The sequence below is a fragment of the Citrobacter sp. R-1.5.2 genome (assembly GCF_035064245.1).
In the GTDB taxonomy this organism is placed as follows: domain Bacteria; phylum Pseudomonadota; class Gammaproteobacteria; order Enterobacterales; family Enterobacteriaceae; genus Citrobacter.
The window spans coordinates 192,122-215,237 of the sequence record NZ_JASEYC010000006.1 but is presented as its reverse complement, the minus strand read 5'-3'; the positions used below and the strand labels follow the sequence as shown (position 1 = coordinate 215,237).

The 23,116-nt window shown below is 52.7% G+C and carries 16 protein-coding genes; 9 read left to right on the top strand and 7 right to left on the bottom strand.

Going from position 1 to position 23,116, the window contains the following annotated elements:
- Window positions 1-158 precede the first annotated feature (158 nt).
- The gene (gene acnB / locus QMN38_RS13390; RefSeq protein ID WP_271440518.1) at window positions 159-2,756 is read right to left on the bottom strand and encodes a bifunctional aconitate hydratase 2/2-methylisocitrate dehydratase; all 2,598 of its coding nucleotides are present in this window, start codon (window positions 2,754-2,756) and stop codon (window positions 159-161) included.
- Between the two features lie 405 nt (window positions 2,757-3,161).
- On the opposite strand from acnB, the gene QMN38_RS13385 reads away from it, so the two are divergent.
- Window positions 3,162-4,799 carry a DUF3300 domain-containing protein gene (locus QMN38_RS13385; protein WP_271450002.1) on the top strand — a complete coding sequence of 546 codons (1,638 nt, stop codon included), beginning with the start codon at window positions 3,162-3,164 and terminating at the stop codon, window positions 4,797-4,799.
- 9 nt (window positions 4,800-4,808) lie between these two features.
- Window positions 4,809-5,603, top strand: coding sequence for a DUF2950 family protein (locus QMN38_RS13380; RefSeq protein ID WP_323605201.1), 795 nt, complete (start codon window positions 4,809-4,811; stop codon window positions 5,601-5,603).
- A 121-nt stretch (window positions 5,604-5,724) separates the two neighbouring features.
- Here the strand turns inward: QMN38_RS13380 and lpdA are convergent, their stop codons facing one another.
- The 4 genes from lpdA to pdhR all read right to left on the bottom strand — a co-directional run bounded on the left by lpdA (window position 5,725) and on the right by pdhR (window position 12,821).
- Window positions 5,725-7,149 (bottom strand): dihydrolipoyl dehydrogenase, encoded by a 1,425-nt coding sequence (gene lpdA, locus QMN38_RS13375; RefSeq protein WP_003018686.1) that lies wholly within the window; start codon window positions 7,147-7,149, stop codon window positions 5,725-5,727.
- Window positions 7,150-7,324: 175 nt separating this feature from the next.
- Entirely contained in the window at window positions 7,325-9,214 is a 1,890-nt protein-coding gene (gene aceF, locus QMN38_RS13370) for a pyruvate dehydrogenase complex dihydrolipoyllysine-residue acetyltransferase (RefSeq protein ID WP_271454463.1), read from the bottom strand.
- A 14-nt stretch (window positions 9,215-9,228) separates the two neighbouring features.
- Window positions 9,229-11,892 (bottom strand): pyruvate dehydrogenase (acetyl-transferring), homodimeric type, encoded by a 2,664-nt coding sequence (gene aceE / locus QMN38_RS13365; RefSeq protein WP_202039483.1) that lies wholly within the window; start codon window positions 11,890-11,892, stop codon window positions 9,229-9,231.
- Between the two features lie 164 nt (window positions 11,893-12,056).
- Entirely contained in the window at window positions 12,057-12,821 is a 765-nt protein-coding gene (gene pdhR, locus QMN38_RS13360) for a pyruvate dehydrogenase complex transcriptional repressor PdhR (protein ID WP_137383704.1), read from the bottom strand.
- 564 nt (window positions 12,822-13,385) lie between these two features.
- Between pdhR and aroP the strand changes: the two genes are divergently transcribed.
- The 3 genes from aroP to QMN38_RS13345 all read left to right on the top strand — a co-directional run bounded on the left by aroP (window position 13,386) and on the right by QMN38_RS13345 (window position 17,274).
- Complete coding sequence (gene aroP, locus QMN38_RS13355) at window positions 13,386-14,759, top strand: aromatic amino acid transporter AroP (RefSeq protein ID WP_271454462.1); 1,374 nt, start codon at window positions 13,386-13,388, stop codon at window positions 14,757-14,759.
- 158 nt (window positions 14,760-14,917) lie between these two features.
- Window positions 14,918-16,324 (top strand): glycoside-pentoside-hexuronide (GPH):cation symporter, encoded by a 1,407-nt coding sequence (locus tag QMN38_RS13350; protein WP_271450006.1) that lies wholly within the window; start codon window positions 14,918-14,920, stop codon window positions 16,322-16,324.
- Window positions 16,324-17,274 (top strand): glycoside hydrolase family 43 protein, encoded by a 951-nt coding sequence (locus QMN38_RS13345; protein ID WP_271450007.1) that lies wholly within the window; start codon window positions 16,324-16,326, stop codon window positions 17,272-17,274. The genes QMN38_RS13350 and QMN38_RS13345 overlap by 1 nt, the downstream gene beginning before the upstream one ends.
- A gap of 90 nt (window positions 17,275-17,364) precedes the next feature.
- Here the strand turns inward: QMN38_RS13345 and ampE are convergent, their stop codons facing one another.
- Window positions 17,365-18,219: a beta-lactamase regulator AmpE gene (ampE, locus tag QMN38_RS13340; RefSeq protein WP_271440512.1), complete on the bottom strand. Its 855-nt coding sequence runs from the start codon at window positions 18,217-18,219 to the stop codon at window positions 17,365-17,367.
- The gene (ampD, locus tag QMN38_RS13335; protein ID WP_271450008.1) at window positions 18,216-18,779 is read right to left on the bottom strand and encodes a 1,6-anhydro-N-acetylmuramyl-L-alanine amidase AmpD; all 564 of its coding nucleotides are present in this window, start codon (window positions 18,777-18,779) and stop codon (window positions 18,216-18,218) included. The genes ampE and ampD overlap by 4 nt, the downstream gene beginning before the upstream one ends.
- A gap of 87 nt (window positions 18,780-18,866) precedes the next feature.
- Between ampD and nadC the strand changes: the two genes are divergently transcribed.
- The 4 genes from nadC (at window position 18,867) to hofC (ending at window position 23,020) form a co-directional block, all read left to right on the top strand.
- Window positions 18,867-19,760, top strand: a complete 894-nt coding sequence (gene nadC / locus QMN38_RS13330; protein WP_271450009.1) for a carboxylating nicotinate-nucleotide diphosphorylase — start codon at window positions 18,867-18,869, stop codon at window positions 19,758-19,760.
- 235 nt (window positions 19,761-19,995) lie between these two features.
- Window positions 19,996-20,433 carry a prepilin peptidase-dependent pilin gene (gene ppdD / locus QMN38_RS13325; protein ID WP_202039489.1) on the top strand — a complete coding sequence of 146 codons (438 nt, stop codon included), beginning with the start codon at window positions 19,996-19,998 and terminating at the stop codon, window positions 20,431-20,433.
- A gap of 9 nt (window positions 20,434-20,442) precedes the next feature.
- Entirely contained in the window at window positions 20,443-21,828 is a 1,386-nt protein-coding gene (gspE, locus tag QMN38_RS13320; protein ID WP_271450011.1) for a type II secretion system protein GspE, read from the top strand.
- Window positions 21,818-23,020, top strand: a complete 1,203-nt coding sequence (hofC, locus tag QMN38_RS13315) for a protein transport protein HofC (RefSeq protein ID WP_323605200.1) — start codon at window positions 21,818-21,820, stop codon at window positions 23,018-23,020. Before gspE ends, hofC begins: the two co-directional genes overlap by 11 nt.
- Window positions 23,021-23,116 lie beyond the last annotated feature (96 nt).

The window sequence follows — 23,116 nt, the reverse complement described above, 5'->3', positions numbered from 1 at the left end:
CCCGGCAATGCGCCAATACCGCATTGCACCTTGCTGTAATTATCGCAGCAGCGCGGCAGAAAAAAAGTGTAGCGGGTATAAGGAATAGAAATAAAAATGCCCGGAGAAGTCAGCTTCTTCGGGCATTGATGCGTTTTTACGCTAAATGTGGTCGCGAATTAAACCGCAGTCTGGAAAATCACGCTATCTGCTTTCTCGGTGTACTGAGAGAGCTGGTCAAAGTTCAGATACCGGTAAGTATCCACGGCCGTTTTATCTACCTGCGCCACATAGGTCTGATACTCTTCCGCTGTCGGCAGTTTACCGATCAGCGCAGCAACCGCCGCCAGCTCTGCAGAAGCCAGGTAGACGTTCGCCCCCGTACCTAAACGGTTCGGGAAGTTACGGGTTGAGGTAGAAACGACTGTCGCACCGTCTGCCACACGCGCCTGGTTACCCATGCACAGTGAACAGCCAGGAATCTCGATACGCGCCCCGCTCTTACCAAAGACGCTGTAATAGCCTTCCTCGGTAAGCTGTGCCGCATCCATACGCGTTGGTGGAGCAACCCACAGACGCGTTGGCAACTGGCCTTTATGCGCATCCAGCAGTTTACCCGCGGCACGGAAGTGACCAATGTTTGTCATGCAGGAACCGATGAACACTTCGTCAATCTTCTCGCCCTGCACGTCAGACAGCAGACGCGCGTCGTCCGGATCGTTCGGTGCACACAGGATCGGCTCTTTGATATCCGCCAGATCGATGTCGATCACTGCCGCGTATTCGGCGTCAGCATCGGCTTCCAGCAGCTGCGGATCCGCCAGCCATTTTTCCATGCCCTGTACACGACGTTCCAGCGTACGGCGATCGCCGTAGCCTTCCGCGATCATCCATTTAAGCAGAACGATGTTGGAGCTGAGGTACTCAACGATCGGCTCTTTGTTCAGCTTGATGGTACAACCGGCAGCGGAACGCTCAGCGGAGGCATCGGTCAGTTCGAATGCCTGCTCAACTTTCAGATCCGGCAGACCTTCAATTTCCAGAATGCGGCCAGAGAAGATATTTTTCTTACCTTTCTTCTCAACGGTCAGCAGACCTTGTTTGATCGCGTACAGCGGGATGGCATGAACCAGGTCACGCAGGGTGATACCCGGCTGCATTTTGCCTTTGAAACGCACCAGAACAGATTCCGGCATATCCAGCGGCATCACGCCAGTCGCAGCCGCGAACGCCACCAGACCAGAACCCGCCGGGAAAGAGATACCGATTGGGAAACGGGTATGGGAGTCACCACCGGTACCTACGGTATCCGGCAGCAGCATACGGTTCAGCCAGGAGTGGATTACGCCATCGCCCGGACGCAGCGACACGCCGCCACGGTTCATGATGAAGTCAGGCAGAGTATGGTGGGTGGTCACGTCAACCGGTTTCGGATACGCAGCGGTATGACAGAACGACTGCATCACCAGGTCAGAAGAGAAGCCCAGGCACGCCAGGTCTTTCAGTTCGTCGCGGGTCATTGGGCCAGTGGTATCCTGAGAGCCGACGGAAGTCATCTTCGGTTCACAGTAGGCACCCGGACGGACGCCGGTTACGCCACATGCGCGGCCAACCATTTTCTGAGCCAGAGAGAAACCACGGCTGCTTTCCGCTACATCTTTCGCCTGACGGAATACATCACTGTGCGGCAGACCCAGCGCTTCACGCGCTTTGGTGGTCAGGCCACGGCCGATGATCAGCGGAATACGGCCACCGGCGCGCACTTCGTCAACCAGCACATCGGTTTTCAGTTCGAAGGTAGCCAGCAGTTCGTTGGTTTCGTGGTTACGCACTTCGCCCTTGAACGGGTAAACGTCAATTACGTCGCCCATGTTCAGGTTGCTTACGTCCACTTCAATCGGCAGCGCGCCCGCATCTTCCATGGTGTTGAAGAAGATCGGTGCAATTTTTCCGCCCAGACACAAACCACCGCCACGCTTGTTCGGTACATGAGGGATATCATCACCCATAAACCACAGCACGGAGTTGGTCGCAGATTTACGCGAAGAACCGGTACCGACAACGTCACCCACATAGGCCAGCGGGTAACCTTTTTTCTGTAATGCTTCGATCTGTTTGATCGGGCCAACGACACCCGGCTGATCCGGCTCGATACCTTCACGGGCGTTTTTCAGCATCGCCAGGGCGTGCAGCGGAATATCAGGGCGAGACCACGCGTCCGGGGCCGGAGACAGGTCATCGGTGTTGGTTTCACCCGTCACCTTGAAGACGGTAACGGTGATTTTTTCAGCCAGAGCAGGACGGTTCAGGAACCATTCGGCATCAGCCCAGGACTGCATCACTTGCTTAGCATATTCGTTGCCAGCTTTGGCTTTTTCTTCTACATCGTAGAAGTTATCAAACATCAGCAGCGTTGAAGAGAGCGCTTTGGCGGCAATCGGCGCCAGTTTGGCATCGTCCAGCGCATCAATCAGCGGATGAATGTTATAACCGCCCTGCATGGTACCCAGCAGTTCGATGGCTTTTTCTGGCGTGATCAGCGGAGAGGTAGTGTCACCTTTAGCGACAGCGGCGAGAAAACCGGCTTTAACGTAAGCGGCTTCATCTACACCAGGGGGAACGCGGTTAATCAACAGGTCTAACAGGAATTCTTCTTCGCCCACAGGCGGGGTCTTCAGCAGCTCGACAAGTGCAGCCATTTGGGTTGCGTCTAAGGGTTTCGGCACAATCCCCTGGGCGGCACGCTCAGCTACGTGCTTACGGTATTCTTCTAGCACGACGATATCTCCTCGCTCTCATTGTCATAATGCGGCGCTTTTGTATATGGGCGATTCTCTTCACGCTCCTGTGAGACAGCAGTTAGTAGGGTAAATGCCCGGTACCGCAAAAGGCACAATAACAGGATTTTCGTTGGGTGTTAATCTGTTTACAAAAAAGCAACATAAAAAATTGGCTGAATCGTTAAGGATGGTCTAATGCTCTTCGCAATGGCAGAAGTGGAATGATAATTTTCGCCAGCAATGTTTAGTCACATTATTTAGCTCCCTGATAATAAACTTGCGTTAACGATCCCAAGATTCGTCAAAAATTAAACTATTGTCTCTTTATACTCACGGAACACTGCACCCACTAGCGGCAGGCATAATGACTATGACGATTCTTACTGAGTCGGGAGAGATAAAATGACGTTGCCCTTTAAGCCCCATATCATTGCTCTGGCGTGCAGTGCAGGGTTATTTGTCGGTGCGGGCGTGCTGTTTGTAAACAGCCGCACACCAGAAGCCCCCTCGCAGCCAGCCCCGGCAGTAGCGCCTCAACCGCCCGTTGCTGCGGCTCCCGCAGTCGCCCCGGTTGCGGCAACAACGTATACCACTGCTCAACTCGATCAGTGGGTCGCCCCTGTTGCGCTCTACCCTGACCCGTTACTTTCTCAGGTGTTGATGGCCTCAACGTATCCATCGAACGTGGTACAGGCGGTTCAGTGGTCTCGTGATAATCCGACACTGCAAGGTGATGCCGCCATTCAGGCAGTGTCCGGCCAGTCATGGGACCCCAGCGTGAAGTCGCTGGTGGCATTTCCGCAACTGATGGCTCTGATGGGCGAAAACCCTGACTGGGTACAAAACCTGGGAAATGCGTTTCTGGCACAGCCACAGGACGTGATGGATGCCGTACAACGCCTGCGTTTGCTGGCTCAGCAAACAGGTTCGCTAAAATCCACACCACAGCAAACGGTCACGAACACCCAGAAAACAACCGTGGTTCAGACGCCATCATCATCAACGACGAAAGTGACCAGTAGCGCCCCCACCTCGACGGTTATCAAAATTGAGCCGACCGATCCACAGGTGGTATATGTGCCGAACTACAATCCAACCGTTGTTTACGGCAGCTGGCCTAATACTGCCTACCCGCCCGTCTATCTGCCGCCCCCTCCGGGAGAGCAATTTGCCGATAGCTTCGTCAAAGGTTTCGGCTATAGCCTGGGCGTTGCGACGACCTATGCGCTGTTCAGTAACATCGACTGGGATGACGACGACCATCACCATGATGATGACTACCATGACCATGACGGCCCTCACGGCGGTAATGGCTACCAGCACAACGGAGATAACATCAATATTGATGTTAACAATTTCAACCATATCTCCGGACAAAACCTGAAAGGGCAAAACATTGCCTGGCAGCACAACCCTGCGTACCGTAACGGCGTGCCTTACCAGAACGACGCGGTCGCACAACGTTTTCATCAGACCAACGTTAGCGGGGGTTTAAGCGCCACTCAACATACACCGACCACCGCTGCCACACGAGACAGCCAGCGTCAGGCCGCAATGACGCAGTTCCAACAGCGTAGCCAGACCTCTCCGGCAAACTTGTCGGGTCAGACATCGCGGGATGCTCAACGTAAAGCCGCCTCTTCACAGCTAAATCAAATTGCCCAGCGCAATAACTATCGTGGCTATGACGAAACACAAAACAACAGCCGTCGTGAAGCAGCACAGAAGACGCTGAATAAATCCACTACGCAACAGCAGCACCGCTCTGAACTGAAATCAAAAGCTCAGCAACATCCGGTTTCACAGCAGCAAAGGGAAACCGCTCGCCAACGCGTTGAATCATCCAACTCGCAACAACGTCTGGCCTCCCGTCAGAATACACATTCAAACGTCTTCAGCGGGAATGACAGTCGCTCACCGTCGTGGCAGTCCCAGCAACTGCGTGGACAGGAAAGCCGTCGCGCGAGCAACCTCAACAGCGGGCAGCGCGCTGCGGCACGCGAGAATTTTTCTGAGCACCACGAATTTCGCCGTCGTTAACCGGAGCCGATGATGAAAAAAATTATGTTAAGCGCCCTGTTGCTCTCCTTGCCGCTGGTGAGCTATGCGCAACAGGCGTTCACCTCCCCCGAAGAAGCGGCCAGTGCATTTGCCGCTGCGGTGGCGCAGCAAAATGAAAAGCAGCTCACGGCGCTACTGGGTGAAAACTGGCGACATTTTTTACCACCAGAAGGGGCCGATCCGGAAGCGGTGGCACGCTTTAATCGCGACTGGAAGGTGAGCCATCACATTGTGCTGCAGGACAACATGGCGCATCTCAACGTAGGGCAAGATGACTGGCAGTTACCCATACCGATGGTGAAAACCAGCAAAGGTTGGGCGTTCGATATGACCGAAGCCCAGGAGGAGATCCTCACTCGAACGATCGGTCGCAACGAGCTTTCAGCCATCGAAGCACTGCACGCCTACGTTGACGCGCAGCAAAGCTATTACGCGCTGAACAAATCGTATGCGCAAAAAATTGTCAGTAGCGAAGGTAAAAAAGATGGGCTTTACTGGCCCGCCGCATCAGGCGAAGCGCCAAGCCCTCTGGGACCCGCCTTCAGCCCACAAGAGCCCGGCACGGGTTATCACGGTTATCGTTTCCGCATACTGCCGGACAACGCCAGTGGTTTTGCCATGATTGCATGGCCCATTAGCTACGGTCACACAGGGGTGATGAGCTTTATGATTAGCGGCGATGATAAAGTCTATCAGGCCAATCTCGGCGTTGATTCTCAGCAAAAAGCACAGGCGTTAACCACATTCCATCCGGATAAAAACTGGCAGCCCGTAGCACCGTAAAGCGAGGTTAAGCCGTAGGCCGGGATAGCGCTAGCGCCACCCGGCATGTTGCCTGAAATAACGGGTAGCTTTAGGCAAAAAAAAACGCCTCCGAAGAGGCGTTTTCACAAAAACGAGAAGATTACTTTTTCTTCGCTTTCGGGTTTGGCAGGTCGGTGATGCTGCCTTCGAACACTTCTGCCGCCAGGCCCACAGACTCATGCAGAGTCGGGTGTGCGTGGATGGTCAGTGCGATATCTTCAGCGTCGCAACCCATTTCGATCGCCAGACCGATTTCGCCCAGCAGCTCGCCGCCGTTGGTACCGACAATCGCACCACCGATCACACGGTGAGATTCTTTGTCGAAAATCAGTTTGGTCATACCGTCTGCGCAGTCGGAAGCGATAGCACGGCCAGAAGCAGCCCACGGGAAGGTGGCGGTTTCGTAGCTGATGCCTTTTTCTTTCGCTTCTTTCTCAGTCAGGCCAACCCATGCAACTTCTGGTTCAGTGTACGCGATGGATGGGATAACTTTCGGGTCGAAGTAGTGTTTCTTCCCGGCGATAACTTCAGCGGCAACGTGACCTTCGTGAACACCTTTGTGCGCCAGCATCGGCTGACCGACGATATCGCCGATAGCAAAGATGTGCGGGACGTTGGTGCGCAGCTGTTTGTCAACGCGGATGAAGCCACGGTCATCAACTTCCACGCCAGCTTTGCCCGCATCGAGGTTTTTGCCGTTCGGTACACGACCGATAGCCACCAGTACGGCATCATAACGCTGTGCTTCAGCAGGCGCTTTTTTGCCTTCCATGGAAACGTAGATACCGTCTTCTTTCGCTTCAACGGCGGTCACTTTGGTTTCCAGCATCAGGTTGAATTTCTTGCTGATGCGTTTGGTGAAGACTTTAACCACGTCTTTATCGGCAGCCGGGATAACCTGGTCAAACATTTCAACCACGTCAATCTCTGAACCCAGCGCATGGTACACGGTACCCATTTCCAGACCGATGATACCGCCGCCCATTACCAGCAGGCGCTTAGGAACAGTTTTCAGTTCCAGTGCATCGGTGGAATCCCACACGCGCGGATCTTCATGCGGAATGAATGGCAGTTCGATCGGACGGGAACCCGCCGCGATGATCGCGTTGTCGAAGTTGATGACGGTTTTGCCGTTTTCGCCTTCAACTTCCAGGGTGTTCGCCCCGGTAAATTTACCCAGACCGTTAACCACTTTCACTTTACGGCCTTTGGCCATACCAGCCAGACCGCCGGTCAGTTGAGTGATAACTTTTTCTTTCCAGGTACGAATCTTGTCGATATCAGTTTTCGGCTCGCCAAAAACAATACCGTGTTCAGCCAGTGCTTTGGCTTCTTCGATAACTTTTGCTACGTGCAGCAGCGCTTTAGAAGGGATACAGCCGACGTTCAGACAAACACCACCAAGGGTGCTGTAACGTTCTACGATGACGGTCTCCAGACCTAAATCTGCGCAACGGAAGGCAGCAGAGTAACCTGCCGGGCCTGCCCCAAGTACCACGACCTGAGTTTTGATTTCAGTGCTCATCATGACCTCTTAATTTATACCCGTCGTCCACCGGGTCGTTCTATCCGCCCGTATTTTACAAAATTGTTAACAATTTTGAAACAACAAACGGCAACCGATTTGTCTTTCGCACAATAACCTCACTGACTTCATGAGATTACCAGAAAAAAGCCGGCCGTCGGGCCGGCTTTTTCGCTTACATCACCAGGCGGCGAATGTCAGACAGCATGTTGTTGATGATGGTGATAAAGCGCGCACCATCTGCACCGTCGATTACACGGTGGTCGAAGGAGAGCGAAATCGGCATCATCAGACGCGGCATAAACTCTTTACCGTTCCACACTGGCTCCATAGAGGACTTGGAGACACCGAGGATAGCCACTTCCGGCGCGTTAACAATCGGTGCGAAGTGGGTAGTACCCAGGCCACCGATGCTGGAGATGGTGAAGCAACCGCCCTGCATTTCGCCAGCGGTCAGCTTGCCATCACGTGCTTTCTTGGAGATCACGGTCAGTTCACGAGACAGCTCGGTAATGCTCTTCTTGTTCACGTCTTTGAAGACCGGAACAACCAGACCATTCGGGGTATCTACCGCAACACCGATGTTGATGTATTTCTTCAGGGTCAGACGCTGACCGTCTTCAGACAGAGAGCTGTTGAAGCGCGGCATCTGTTCCAGAGCGGCAGCAACGGCTTTCATGATGAAGACCACTGGGGTGAATTTCACGTCCAGTTTACGTTTCTCCGCTTCGGCGTTCTGTTGTTTACGGAACGCTTCCAGATCGGTGATATCGGTCTTATCGAAGTGGGTAACGTGCGGGATCATCACCCAGTTACGGCTCAGGTTAGCACCAGAGATTTTCTGGATACGGCCCAGTTCCACTTCTTCGATTTCACCAAACTTGCTGAAATCAACTTTTGGCCAAGGCAGCATGCCCGGGATACCGCCGCCAGCAGCGGCTGCCGGAGCAGCTTCAGCACGTTTAACCGCGTCTTTCACGTATGCCTGAACGTCTTCACGCAGGATACGGCCTTTACGACCTGAACCTTTCACTTTCGCCAGATTCACGCCAAATTCGCGCGCCAGGCGACGGATCAGCGGAGTTGCGTGGACGTAAGCATCGTTTTCTGCGAAGTCAGATTTGCTTTCCGCTTTTGCAGCCGGAGCAGGAGCAGCTTGTGCAGGTGCAGCGGCCGGAGCCGGTGCCGCAGCTTGTGCCGGTGCAGCAGCAGGTGCTGCGCCTTCAACTTCGAAGACCATAATCAGAGAACCGGTTTTCACTTTGTCGCCGGTGCTGATTTTGATTTCTTTTACGGTACCCGCGAACGGTGCCGGCACTTCCATAGACGCTTTGTCGCCTTCTACGGTGATCAGTGACTGCTCTGCGGCAATTTTATCGCCCACTTTGACCATCACTTCGGTCACTTCAACTTCGTCACCGCCGATATCCGGTACGTTAACTTCTTTAGAACCCGTTGCCGCCGGAGCTGCCGCTGCAGCAGGAGCCGCAGCCTGAGCCGGTGCAGCAGCAGGTGCTGCGCCTGCGACTTCAAAGACCATAATCAGGGAGCCGGTAGACACTTTGTCGCCGGTGTTGATTTTGATCTCTTTAACCGTTCCTGCGAACGGCGCCGGAACTTCCATAGACGCTTTGTCGCCTTCTACGGTGATCAGAGACTGTTCAGCCGCAACGGTATCGCCCACTTTAACCATGATCTCGGTAACTTCAACTTCGTCACCGCCGATGTCTGGTACGTGTACGTCTTTTGCCGCAGCTGCAGCAGCTGGTGCAGCGGCCGGAGCGGCTGCTTTCTTCTCTTCTGCCGGAGCAGGTGCAGCAGTTGCTGCACCGTCGGCGGAATCGAAAATCATGATCAGTTTGCCGGTCTCAGTTTTGTCGCCAACAGAGACTTTGATCTCTTTAACGATACCAGCCTGAGGAGACGGAACTTCCATAGAGGCTTTGTCGCCTTCTACGGTGATCAGCGACTGTTCAGCTTCAACTTTGTCGCCCACTTTGACCAGGATCTCGGTGATTTCAACTTCATCAGCCCCGATGTCCGGTACATTGATTTCGATAGCCATTATTCTTTTACCTCTTACGCCAGACGCGGGTTAACTTTATCTGCATCGATGTTGAATTTGATGATTGCGTCAGCAACCACTTTCTTATCGATTTCGCCACGTTTAGCCAGTTCGCCCAGGGCCGCTACAACCACGTAGGAAGCATCAACTTCGAAGTGGTGACGCAGGTTTTCACGGCTGTCAGAGCGACCGAAACCGTCAGTACCCAGTACGCGATAATCATCAGCCGGTACATAAGTACGAACCTGTTCGGCAAACAGTTTCATATAGTCAGTAGATGCAACTGCCGGAGCGTCGTTCATCACCTGAGCGATGTACGGAACGCGCGGAGTTTCCATCGGGTGCAGCATGTTCCAACGCTCACAATCCTGGCCATCACGCGCCAGTTCAGTGAAGGACGTTACGCTGTATACGTCAGAACCTACACCGTAGTCGTTCGCCAGGATCTGTGCTGCTTCACGGACGTGACGCAGGATAGAACCGGAGCCCAGCAGCTGAACTTTACCTTTCTTACCTTCAAGGGTTTCGAGTTTGTAGATACCTTTACGGATACCTTCCTCGGCACCTGCTGGCATTGCCGGCATGTGGTAGTTTTCGTTCAGCGTGGTGATGTAGTAGTAAACGTTCTCTTGTTTCTCACCGTACATACGCTCCAGACCATCATGCATGATGACCGCAACTTCGTACGCGTAAGACGGATCGTAAGAGATACAGTTCGGGATAGTCAGAGACTGAATATGGCTATGACCATCTTCGTGCTGCAGACCTTCGCCGTTCAGCGTCGTACGACCGGAAGTACCACCAATCAGGAAGCCGCGAGCCTGCTGGTCGCCTGCCTGCCAGCACAGGTCGCCGATACGCTGGAACCCGAACATGGAGTAGTAGATGTAGAACGGGATCATCGGCAGATCGTTGGTGCTGTAAGATGTTGCAGCAGCCAGCCAGGACGCGCCTGCACCCAGTTCGTTGATACCTTCCTGCAGGATCTGACCTTTTTCGTCTTCTTTATAGTAAGCAACCTGCTCACGGTCCTGCGGGGTGTACTGCTGGCCGTTCGGGCTGTAGATACCGATCTGACGGAACAGACCTTCCATACCGAAAGTACGCGCTTCGTCGGCAATGATTGGAACCAGACGATCTTTGATCGATTTGTTCTTCAGCATCACGTTCAGGGCACGAACGAAAGCGATAGTGGTAGAGATTTCTTTGTTCTGCTCTTCCAGCAGCGCACCGAAGTCTTCCAGCGCTGGCAGTTCCAGCTTCTCAGTGAAGTTCGGCTGGCGGCTCGGCAGGTAACCGTGCAGTTTCTGACGCTGAGCGTGCAGATAGGTGTGCTCTTCAGAACCTTCCGGGAAGGTAATGTAAGACAGGTTTTCAACCTGCTCATCGGTTACTGGCACATTGAAACGGTCGCGGATATAACGCACGCCGTCCATGTTCATTTTCTTAACCTGGTGAGCGATGTTCTTACCTTCGGCGGTGTCACCCATGCCGTAACCTTTGATGGTATGGGCCAGGATTACAGTTGCTTTGCCTTTGGTTTCCTGCGCTTTTTTCAGTGCAGCGTAGACTTTCTTCGGATCGTGACCACCACGGTTCAGCGCCCAAATCTGCTCGTCAGTCCAGTCAGCAACCAGTGCTGCGGTTTCCGGATATTTACCGAAGAAGTGCTCACGTACGTAAGCGCCGTCTTTGGATTTGAAGGTCTGGTAGTCGCCGTCAACGGTTTCGTTCATCAGCTGGATCAGCTTACCGCTGGTATCTTTACGCAGCAGCTCATCCCAACGACCGCCCCACATGACTTTAATCACGTTCCAGCCAGCGCCAGCGAAGATGCCTTCCAGTTCGTTGACAATCTTGCCATTACCGGTGACTGGGCCATCAAGACGCTGCAGGTTACAGTTGATAACGAAGACCAGGTTGTCCAGTTTTTCACGGGTCGCGATGGTGATAGCACCCTTAGATTCTGGCTCATCCATCTCGCCGTCGCCCAGGAAAGCGTAAACGGTTTGTTTAGAGGTATCTTTCAGGCCACGGTGTTCCAGATATTTCAGGAATTTAGCCTGGTAGATAGCACCGATTGGACCCAGACCCATAGATACGGTCGGGAACTGCCAGAATTCCGGCATCAGTTTCGGGTGCGGGTAGGAAGACAGGCCTTTGCCATGTACTTCCTGACGGAAGTTGTTCATCTGCTCTTCAGTCAGACGACCTTCCAGGAATGCGCGCGCGTAGATGCCCGGGGAGATGTGACCCTGGAAGTACACCAGATCGCCACCGTCCTGCTCGTTGCGTGCACGGAAGAAGTGGTTGAAGCAAACATCATATACCGTTGCGGAGGACTGGAAGGATGCCATATGGCCACCCAGTTCAAGATCCTTTTTAGACGCACGCAGTACGGTCATGATGGCGTTCCAGCGGATAGCAGAACGAATACGACGTTCCAGCTCCAGATTGCCCGGGTATTCCGGTTCATCTTCAACGGCAATAGTGTTTACATAATTGCTGGCCCCTGCACCTGCCGCTACTTTCACGCCGCCTTTGCGGGCTTCTGAAAGCAGTTGGTCGATCAGATACTGAGCACGCTCAACACCTTCTTCACGGATGACCGATTCGATCGCCTGTAGCCAGTCGCGAGTTTCGATCGGATCCACGTCATTTGGGAAACGTTCTGACATGGGGGTATTCCTTATCTATCTAATACGTTGAGTTATCTGGAACCTGTCCCATTGTGTTCTCGCTCGCGAGAGCACAATAAGACAGGTTCTGCGTTTAGTTGCCGCGCTTTACATTCGCGCTTGATTTACAACATCTTCTGGTTAACGTTCTGCCAGAAAAATCACTAATTCTTTCGTTGCTCCAGGCGGCGTAAGGCGCGTTCACGACGACTTTCCTCACGGCTTCTGTCCAGGAGAATCTCTTCGATAAATGCCAGGTGACGGTGCGACGCTTCACGCGCCTCCTCCGGCTTCCCGGCGATAATTGCTTCAAAAATACGGGTGCGGTGACTGCTTACCAGAGGCAGCATCTCGCGACGCGCATACAGCAATTCAAAGTTTTGACGGACATTCTGGGCCAGCATCGGCTCCATACACCTTAGCAAATGGAGCAGTACCACATTATGTGCCGCTTCGGTGACAGCAATTTGATACTGAAGTACGGCATCAGATTCACCGTCAAGATCGCCGGACTGTTGCGCAAGCTCGATCGCCTGATGGAGTTCACGGATACGCGTTTTGTCTTCATCCGTGCTGCGCAGTGCGGCGTAATAGGCCGCAATACCTTCCAACGCATGGCGCGTTTCGAGCAGGTCAAACTGGGATTCAGGATGGTCGGAGAGCAGCTCTACCAGTGGGTCGCTAAAGCTCTGCCACAGGCTGCTCTGAACAAAAGTGCCACCGCCCTGACGACGAAGCAGTAAGCCCTTCGCTTCGAGGCGTTGGATCGCCTCACGTAAGGAGGGGCGGGAAACGTCGAACTGTTTTGCCAGCTCGCGTTCCGGTGGGAGTTTTTCTCCGGGGCGAAGTGTCCCCTCAAGAATTAAAAACTCCAGCTGCTGCTCAATCACATCGGAGAGTTTTGGTTGGCGGATTTTGCTGTAGGCCATGATTTCCTGTCTTAAGCCATTTGCCCGGAGTCAATTGGTCTTACCAATTTCATGTTCTTGACGCTAAAGTAACAAAGTATTCACCTTCTGTCCATACAGGTTTTGATTGAAATCAGTAAAGGAGGCATATTTTAACAACATTACAGAAATAACGTTTCAAACATGTAACTATGCACAAATGTTAAATTTACCCATCCCGAGGTAGTTTTAACCGAATTGAAACGAAAAAATATATTATCTGAACCGATTCACCTGCTTATTTATCGATTTATCAATCACTATTTTCGAATAAAAATTCAAATTGGAAATTTTGTGGTAGATAAACTCGCGCTTACAAATGGTTTCTTTTTATTCAACTCATCACTCACGCCGCATAAAGCAGGTGCATTCGCGCTCGCATAACATTATTCTGATCAAGACAAAAGTCTTTAGGCAACATTTCATAATTCATTGCTGTAAATAAATTAATACAACAAACGGAATTGCAAACTTACACACGCGTCACTGCGTGGTTCAAAATATAAGTACTCGAAAGATGAAGAGTAAAACCACACACGAGGTTTCATGATGGAAAGTCAACAGCATGGCGATCAGCTAAAGCGCGGCCTTAAAAACCGCCATATACAGCTTATCGCGCTGGGTGGCGCGATTGGTACCGGGTTATTCCTCGGAAGCGCATCCGTTATTCAGTCTGCAGGGCCGGGTATTATTCTGGGTTACGCTATCGCCGGATTTATCGCTTTTCTGATTATGCGTCAGCTAGGTGAAATGGTGGTGGAAGAGCCAGTGGCAGGCTCCTTTAGTCACTTTGCCTACAAATACTGGGGGAGCTTTGCCGGTTTCTCTTCAGGCTGGAACTACTGGGTACTGTACGTATTGGTTGCCATGGCTGAGCTAACCGCCGTAGGTAAATACATTCAATTCTGGTATCCGGAGATCCCAACATGGGCTTCGGCAGCAGCCTTTTTTGTGATCATCAACGCCATCAACCTAACCAACGTAAAAGTGTTCGGTGAGATGGAGTTCTGGTTCGCCATTATTAAAGTCATTGCCGTAGTCGCAATGATCCTGTTCGGCGGCTGGTTGCTGTTTAGCGGCAACGGCGGCCCACAGGCCAGCGTCAGCAACTTGTGGAGCCAGGGTGGATTCCTGCCGCACGGCTTCACCGGGCTGGTGATGATGATGGCGATTATCATGTTCTCCTTTGGTGGGCTGGAACTGGTCGGGATCACCGCAGCAGAAGCCGATAACCCGGAGCAAAGCATTCCCAAAGCGACTAACCAGGTTATCTACCGTATCCTGATTTTCTATGTCGGTTCGCTGGCGGTTCTGCTTTCCCTGATGCCGTGGACGCGCGTCACCGCTGATACCAGCCCGTTTGTCCTTATTTTCCACGAGCTGGGTGACACCTTTGTTGCCAATGCGCTGAACATCGTGGTGTTGACCGCCGCCCTTTCTGTCTATAACAGCTGCGTATACTGCAACAGTCGCATGCTGTTCGGTCTGGCTCAGCAGGGTAACGCGCCAAAAGCGCTGATGAACGTGGATAAACGCGGCGTGCCGGTTAACACCATTCTGGTCTCCGCACTGGTTACCGCACTGTGCGTACTGATTAACTATCTGGCACCGGAATCTGCGTTTGGCTTGCTGATGGCACTGGTGGTTTCCGCATTGGTCATCAACTGGGCAATGATTAGCCTTGCGCATATTAAGTTCCGCAAAGCGAAACAGCAGCAGGGCGTCGCCACTCGCTTCCCGGCACTGCTCTACCCGCTAGGTAACTGGATCTGCCTGATTTTCATGGCTGCAGTACTGGTGATTATGTTGATGACGCCGGGCATGGCGATCTCTGTGTACCTGATCCCGGTATGGATTGCCATTCTTGGCATTGGCTATCTGTGTAAACAGAAAACGGCCGGGGCCGTAAAAGCGCATTAATCCTTTCCCCCCCCACCTGCACCAGGTGGGGGTTGTTATCTGCTTCACACTTTCCCACAGATGACTGTTTAGTCCATATCAGCGGCGCTATCCTGCAACGCAAAAACACCAGCACCAGACAATAATTCTCTCCATATCACATTAATGGAGTGCGCTTGATGGAAACCAGAAAGCTGTCGGTGAAAGAAAAGATCGGCTATGGAATGGGCGATGCCGGATGCAACATCATATTCGGCGCTATCATGCTGTTTGTTAACTATTTTTATACAGATATTTTCGGTCTTGCTCCAGCACTTGTCGGCGTATTGCTGCTCTCGGTACGCGTTATTGACGCTGTTACTGACCCTATCATGGGGGCAATGGCCGATCGTACTCGCAGTAAATATGGTCGCTTTCGTCCATGGCTTCTGTGGATGGCTTTCCCCTACGCATTATTCAGCGTACTGATGTTTACCACCCCGGAGTGGACGTATAACAGCAAAGTTATCTATGCGTTTGTCACCTACTTCCTGCTCTCTATTACCTACACAGCAATCAACATTCCCTACTGTTCACTCGGTAGCGTCATCACCAACGATCCGAAAGAACGCGTCGCCTGCCAGTCGTATCGTTTCGTGCTGGTCGGGATTGCCACTCTGCTACTCTCACTCACGCTACTGCCAATGGCAGAGTGGTTTGGCGGGGAAGATAAAGCCAAAGGCTATCAGATGGCGATGGCCGTGCTGGCTTTCATTGGTATGTGCATGTTCCTGTTTTGTTTCGCAACCGTGCGCGAACGTGTACGCCCTGCGGTACCCACGAACGACGATTTGAAAGCCGATCTAAAAGACGTGTGGAAGAACGATCAGTGGGTAAAAATCCTGCTATTAACCCTGTGCAACGTCTGCCCGGGCTTTATTCGTATGGCTGCCACCATGTACTACGTCACCTGGGTTATGCAGCAAAGCACACAGTTCGCAACGTTGTTTATCAGCCTTGGCGTTGTCGGCATGATGATCGGCAGTATGCTCGCGAAGGTATTAACTGACCGCTGGTGCAAACTGAAAGTCTTCTTCTGGACCAACATCGTACTGGCGGTGTTCTCCGGCGCGTTTTACTTCTTCGATCCGAAAGCCACCATGATGATTATGGTGCTCTACTTCCTGCTCAACATCCTGCATCAGATCCCTTCTCCACTGCACTGGTCTCTGATGGCGGATGTGGATGACTACGGCGAGTGGAAAACCGGTAAACGTATTACCGGGATCAGCTTCTCGGGCAACCTGTTCTTCCTGAAGCTGGGGCTGGCGATTGCCGGCGCGATGGTGGGCTTCCTGCTCTCCTGGTACGGTTACGACGCAGGCGCGAAAGCGCAAAGTGACTCCGCGATTAACGGCATTATGCTGTTGTTCACTATTATTCCGGGCGTCGGTTATCTGATTACCGCAGGCGTGGTTCGTCTGCTGAAAGTTGACCGCGAATTTATGCAGCAAATCCAGTCAGACCTGGAAAAACGCCGCGCCAACTACCGCGAATTAAATGAGTATCACGACATTAAATCGACTGACCATGTAAGGAAAGCCTGATGAATCAGTGGCCGAATCCCTTTATCGAACAGCGTGCCGATCCGTTTATCCTGCGTGACGGTAACCACTATTATTTCATTGCTTCAGTACCTGAATATGACCGACTGGAGCTGCGTCGGGCTGACTCTCTGGAGGGATTACGCACCGCGGAGCCCGTTGTTGTCTGGCGCAAACCGGACAGCGGCCCAATGAGTCAACTTATCTGGGCCCCCGAGATCCACACTATTGCCGGTAAGTGGTACATCTACTTTGCGGCCACGCACACCCAGGCGCTTGATACGTTGGGTATGTTCCAGCATCGCATGTTTGCTTTGGAGTGCGCAGATGCCGATCCACTAAGCGGAAAGTGGGTTGAGAAGGGGCAAATTAAAACCCAGTTTGATACCTTCGCGCTTGATGCCACAACGTTTAACCATCAGGGGAAACAGTGGTATTTGTGGGCGCAGAAATCGCCTGATATTGCCGGAAACTCCAATGTTTATCTCGCAGAGATGGAAAACCCTTGGACAATCAAAGGTCAGCCGGTGATGCTCAGCCATCCGGAATATGACTGGGAATGTCGGGGCTTTTGGGTCAACGAAGGTCCAGCCGTCGTGGTGCACGGAGACAAACTGTTTGTCAGTTACTCCGCCAGCGCAACCGATGAGAACTACTGCATGGGGTTACTGTGGGTTGATCTCCATGCCGATCCACTAAACCCGGAAAACTGGCACAAATCACCGCGTCCGGTCTTCACCACCAGCTATGAAAACCGTCAGTATGGACCCGGGCACAACAGCTTTACGCAAACGCCGGAAGGGGATGATGTACTGGTGTATCACGCGAGGAATTACACCGAAATAGAGGGGGATCCGCTGTATGACCCGAATCGCCACACCCGACTGAAGCTTGTACGCTGGGATGAGAACGGCATGCCGGATTTTGGCGTGCCACCTGCCGATACGCTTTAAAATGTTTGCCCGGTGGCGCTGCGCTTACCGGGCCTACGGCACTTACATATGGTGTAGGCCGGATAAGCGTTAGCGCCATCCGGCACAACGCTACACTAATGCCCCATAAATGGTGAGCAGCGCAATCACCACAACCACGACAAACGACGTTTTCTTCGCCATTGCAACGGCTGCTTTCGGCGTTTCGACCTTATCAGTATGCGGCTCACGCGCCAGCGAGAACTGCGCCAGACGGGTCAACACCTGATACTGCGAAGTATGCAGATCCGCCAGCGATGCAAACCAGGCGGGCAACGCCTTCTCACCGTGTCCTAACAGCGCATAGACCACACCCGCCAGACGTACCGGAACCCAATCCAGGACATGCAGGATCGCGTCAATACCTGACTGCAGACGCTGATGCGGCGTCTGGTAGCGCGCCAGCCATGACTGCCACGCACGTAAAAAAGCATAGCCGACTAGCGTCACCGGTCCCCACGGACCACCGACGATCAACCAGAATAGCGGAGCCAGATAAAAGCGAAAGTTGTTCCATAACAGCGCATTTTGTAGCTCACGCAGAAACTCTCGTTCATCACAATCCGGCGGCACGCCATGAATCAGCGTCAGCTCACTGGCCATCGCCTCACGGGCGTGCGCATCATTACGTGAAGCCGCATTCAGGTAGGCATGATAATGAAGGCGCACCTTGCCAGCACCGATGCACAGCAAACCAATTAAGATCCACACCACCAACAGCGGAACATTAAACAACAACCCATGCAGCGCGCGCAGTAACAGGAATGTCACTACCATCGCAATAATGGTCATTCCTAACGTTCGCGCCATAGAGAAATGCTTAACCCGCCGGAAAAAAGCCTCAATCCGGTGATCAAGCTGCCAGTGCTCACCCAGCTTAAACAAGCGCTCAACAATCAGCACCAGTAATGTTGTAAACAGCGTCATGTCATCTCCTTGTGTGACGAGGGGGTGACCAGGGCGCGAAACCTTGCCCAGTCAAAAGATGGCCCAGGATCGGTCTTCCGTTCGGGCGCAATATTGCAATGCCCAGTCATGTTGCTGGCAATCGCCGGATAACGCTGAATCAGCGTCTGCGTCACGGCAGCCAGTTGCTGGTACTGAACATCGGTATAAGCCAGCGTATCCGTACCTTCAAGCTCAATACCAATTGAAAAATCATTACAGCGTTCACGCCCCTGATAGCAGGAGACGCCTGCATGCCAGGCACGTTTGTCAAAGGGAACATATTGCACAACCTCACCGTCACGGCGGATCAGGCAATGGGCAGAAACGCGCAAATGGGCAATTTGTGCAAAAAAGGGATGGGCGTTGGGATCAATTGTTCCAGTAAATAACGCGTCTATCCATGGGCCGCCAAATTCACCGGGTGGCAGGCTGATATTATGCACCACCAGCAAAGAAGGGCTTTCGTCATCCGGGCGGCAATCGTAATGAGGAGAGGGAACGCGTCGCGCCTCTGCCAGCCAGCCCTCGTCTAACAACATGCAGAATCTCCTTATTGGTGGTGCTCATATCAGGTTCAGGGTAGCATGTTTCTACCTTATGATTCGTTAGCAATTTGGAGTTTTATCATGCCGCCTCGCCGCTATAACCCTGACTACCGACGTGACGCGCTGTTGGAACGCATAAATCTCGATATCCCTGCCGCGGTTGCCCAGGCGCTGCGCGAAGATTTAGGCGGAGAAGTTGATGCCAATAACGATATCACCGCACAGCTTTTACCTGAGGATATGCGTTCTCATGCCACTGTCATTACACGCGAAGAGGGTGTTTTTTGTGGGAAACGCTGGGTGGAAGAGGTCTTTATTCAGCTTGCTGGCGATGATGTCAGCATCAACTGGCATGTTGAAGATGGCGACAGCATTAAGGCTAACCAACCGCTGTTTGAACTGGATGGCCCTTCCCGCGTGTTGCTAACCGGCGAACGTACCGCACTCAACTTTGTGCAGACGCTGTCTGGCGTGGCAAGCGAAGTGCGAAAATACGTCGACCTGCTGGCCGGGACAAAAACCCAACTGCTGGATACACGTAAAACGCTGCCTGGGCTGCGTACGGCGCTGAAATACGCGGTGCTCTGTGGCGGCGGCGCGAATCATCGTTTAGGTCTTTCTGACGCCTTCCTGATTAAAGAGAACCACATTATTGCTTCCGGTTCGGTACGTCAGGCCGTGGAGAAAGCCTTCTGGCTACACCCGGATGTTCCGGTTGAAGTGGAAGTGGAAAGCCTGGATGAACTGGACGATGCGTTGAAAGCCGGAGCGGACATCATCATGCTGGACAACTTCGAAACCGACCAAATGCGCGAAGCGGTCAAACGTACCAACGGCCAGGCGCGTCTGGAAGTATCTGGTAACGTCACCTATGAAACGCTACGCGAATTCGCGGAAACCGGCGTGGATTTCATCTCTGTAGGCGCACTGACCAAACATGTCCGCGCACTCGATCTTTCGATGCGTTTTCGCTAATCGCTGACTGTTCTGCCCGATGGCGTTTCGCCTACCGGGCTACAGCCCCCAGCCAGATAAGCCTTATACGCCGCAGTCTGGCTGTTTATTCGAGTGCCTTCGCAAATACGTTGTCTGACTCTGTAATTTCGTAAAATTCCTCTGAACCGGTCTTCTCGTTCTATTTTTTGCCCCTCGCCTGAAATCCCTTCGATTTGCCAAAGTAGCGCCAGCTAACTCAAGGAGCAAATCAACAATGGATAAACAACGAGGTTTCACGCTAATCGAACTGATGGTGGTCATTGGCATCATTGCCATCCTCAGCGCTATCGGTATCCCGGCTTACCAAAACTATCTGCGCAAAGCCGCGCTGACGGACATGCTGCAAACCTTTGTCCCCTACCGTACTGCCGTCGAACTCTGCGCGCTGGAGCACGGCGGAACAGAAACCTGTGATGCTGGGACGAATGGGATCCCCTCTGCGACCACCACCCGCTATGTCTCAGGTATGAGCGTTGAAAAAGGTATCGTCAGCCTCACTGGGCAGGAAAGTCTGAATGGGTTAAGCATCACCATGACGCCCGGTTGGGACAACGCCAACGGTATAACGGGCTGGAATCGCAACTGCGCTATCCAGAATGACAGTGCGCTGCAACAGGCTTGTGAAGACGTTTTTCGCTTTGATGCCAACTAAGGAAAAGAGATGAATACCACACAACTGACGGCACTTTGCCAACGTTATCAGGGAATATTGCTGGATGCAGACAATGACGTGGTGCATATCGCCGTTGTGGATGCCCCTTCCCACGAACTGCTGGATGCACTGCATTTTGCAACGACCAGGCGTATCGATATTGTGTGCTGGACACGTCAGCAAATGGAGGGCCACACACACACGCCACATAAAATGCTCCCGGCCATCATCACAGAAAGCAGCGCAACTGCCGCGGGTTTGCTGAACCATGCTTTTCAATCCGCGTTGGCACAGCGGGCTTCTGATATTCATATTGAACCTGCGGAGAATCACTACCGGATCAGGATGCGTGTGGATGGCGTACTACACACATTGCCGGAAGTCACCACAGAGATGGGCATAGCTCTCACCGCAAGATTAAAGGTATTAGGCAGTCTGGATATTGCCGAGCACCGGCTCCCGCAAGATGGGCAATTTACCGTGGAGATTTCAGGTGAACCCATTTCGTTTCGCATCGCCACGCTGCCTTGCCGATGGGGTGAAAAAGTAGTGCTACGCCTGCTTCACCAGGTTAATCAAACGCTGGAGATCAACGCACTGGGCATGCATGAGGCACAGTTGGCTGCGTTTTCACAAGCATTACAGCAACCACAGGGATTGATTCTGGTCACCGGGCCGACCGGGAGCGGCAAAACGGTTACCCTGTACAGTGCGCTACAAACCCGAAACACCCCCGACGTGAATCTCTGTAGCGTAGAAGACCCGGTCGAGATCCCCATTGATGGGCTCAATCAGACACAAATCCATCCTCGCGCCGGGCTTAATTTTCAGGGTGTATTACGTGCACTGCTACGCCAGGATCCCGACATTATTATGGTGGGCGAAATCCGCGACGGCGAAACAGCTGAGATTGCCCTAAAAGCCGCACAAACCGGTCATCTGGTTCTTTCGACACTGCATACCAATTCCACCAGTGAAACACTGATACGGCTGCAGCAAATGGGAGTAGCTCGCTGGATGATTGCCTCCGCGCTGACGTTAATTGTTGCACAGCGATTAGTCAGAAAATTATGCCCACATTGTCGGCGACGACTTGATACTCCCATAACACTCCCGGCAACACTTTGGCCCACGCCACTACCGCGTTGGCAGGCACCCGGTTGCCAACACTGCTATCACGGATTCTATGGGCGAGCCGCTCTGTTTGAAGTACTGCCCATTACGCCAGCATTACGGCAACGTATTGCCGATGGCTCATCCGCAGACGTTGTGGAATCAGATGCTCAGCAAGCGGGCATGAGTACTCTTTTCGAAGATGGCTGTCAGGCTGTGGAACAAGGGTTAACGACATTTGAAGAACTGATCCGCGTACTGGGCATGCCCCATGTCAGCTAAACAGCTATGGCGCTGGCAAGGAATAACGCGCGAAGGACAGCCTGTAGCGGGGATGCTATGGGCTGATACCCGACCATCGCTCCTGTTTGTGCTCGAACAACAGCAGATTACACCGATTCGCATTAACCGGATGCGAGTTAAAACCTCGCACTGGAGCAGAACAAACAGTGCCGAAGCCATACGCCAGTTGGCAACATTGCTTAAAGCGGGATTGACGCTTTCCGCTGGGTTAACTCTGCTTGCTGAACAGCATCCCAGCAACCAATGGCAGGCATTACTGCGCACACTGGCTTACGATATGGAACAAGGCATTGCGCTGTCAGCCTCGCTTTCACGGTGGCAACACGTATTTCCCCCGCTGTACCAGGCAATGATCCGCACCGGAGAGCTAACGGGAAAACTGGACGACTGCTGCTTTGAACTTGCCCGTCAGCAAAAAAACCAACAGCAACTGGCGGATAAAGTTAAAAAAGCACTACGGTATCCCATTATCATTCTTGCCATGGCGATAATGGTCGTGCTGGCGATGCTGCATTTTGTGTTACCTGAATTTGCCGCCATCTATCGCACGTTCAACACACCGCTACCGGCGCTCACTCAATGGATGATTAACGCGGCATATTACAGCAGTCGATGGGGATGGCTGGTAGGGTTGCTCTGCCTGGGGCTGGGAACAGCATACGGGTTGATAAAGCAGAAGCCTTATTGGCTTATTCTACGCCAGAAAATACTGCTGCACTTTCCCATCATCGGGCCGATGGTCAGGGGGCAAAAACTCACACAGATCTTCACCGTACTGGCATTAACACAAAACGCGGGCATTCCCTTTCTGCAAGGCCTGGAAAGTGTCACTGAAACCCTTAACTGCCCTTACTGGGCCCAACGTTTGGCACAGGTGCATCACGATATCAGCGCCGGGGAGCCAGTCTGGCTGGCGCTTAAAAATAGCGGTGAATTTAGTCCACTGTGCTTACAACTGGTGAGAACAGGTGAAGCTTCCGGTTCGCTGGATGCAATGTTGCAAAATCTCGCCCGACATCACAGCGAGTACACGCTGTCCCAGGCCGAAAATTTGGCGGCATTACTTGAGCCGGCCTTGCTTGTCATTACAGGGGTGATTATCGGTACGCTGGTTGTGGCAATGTATTTACCGATATTTCATCTGGGAGATGCAATGAGTGGCGTGGGATAAGTTCAAATGCCGGATGGCGGCGTAAATGCCTTATCAGACCTACACAGAGCATGAGCGTAGGCCTGATAAGCTTTGCGTCATCAGGCATTTAACAGT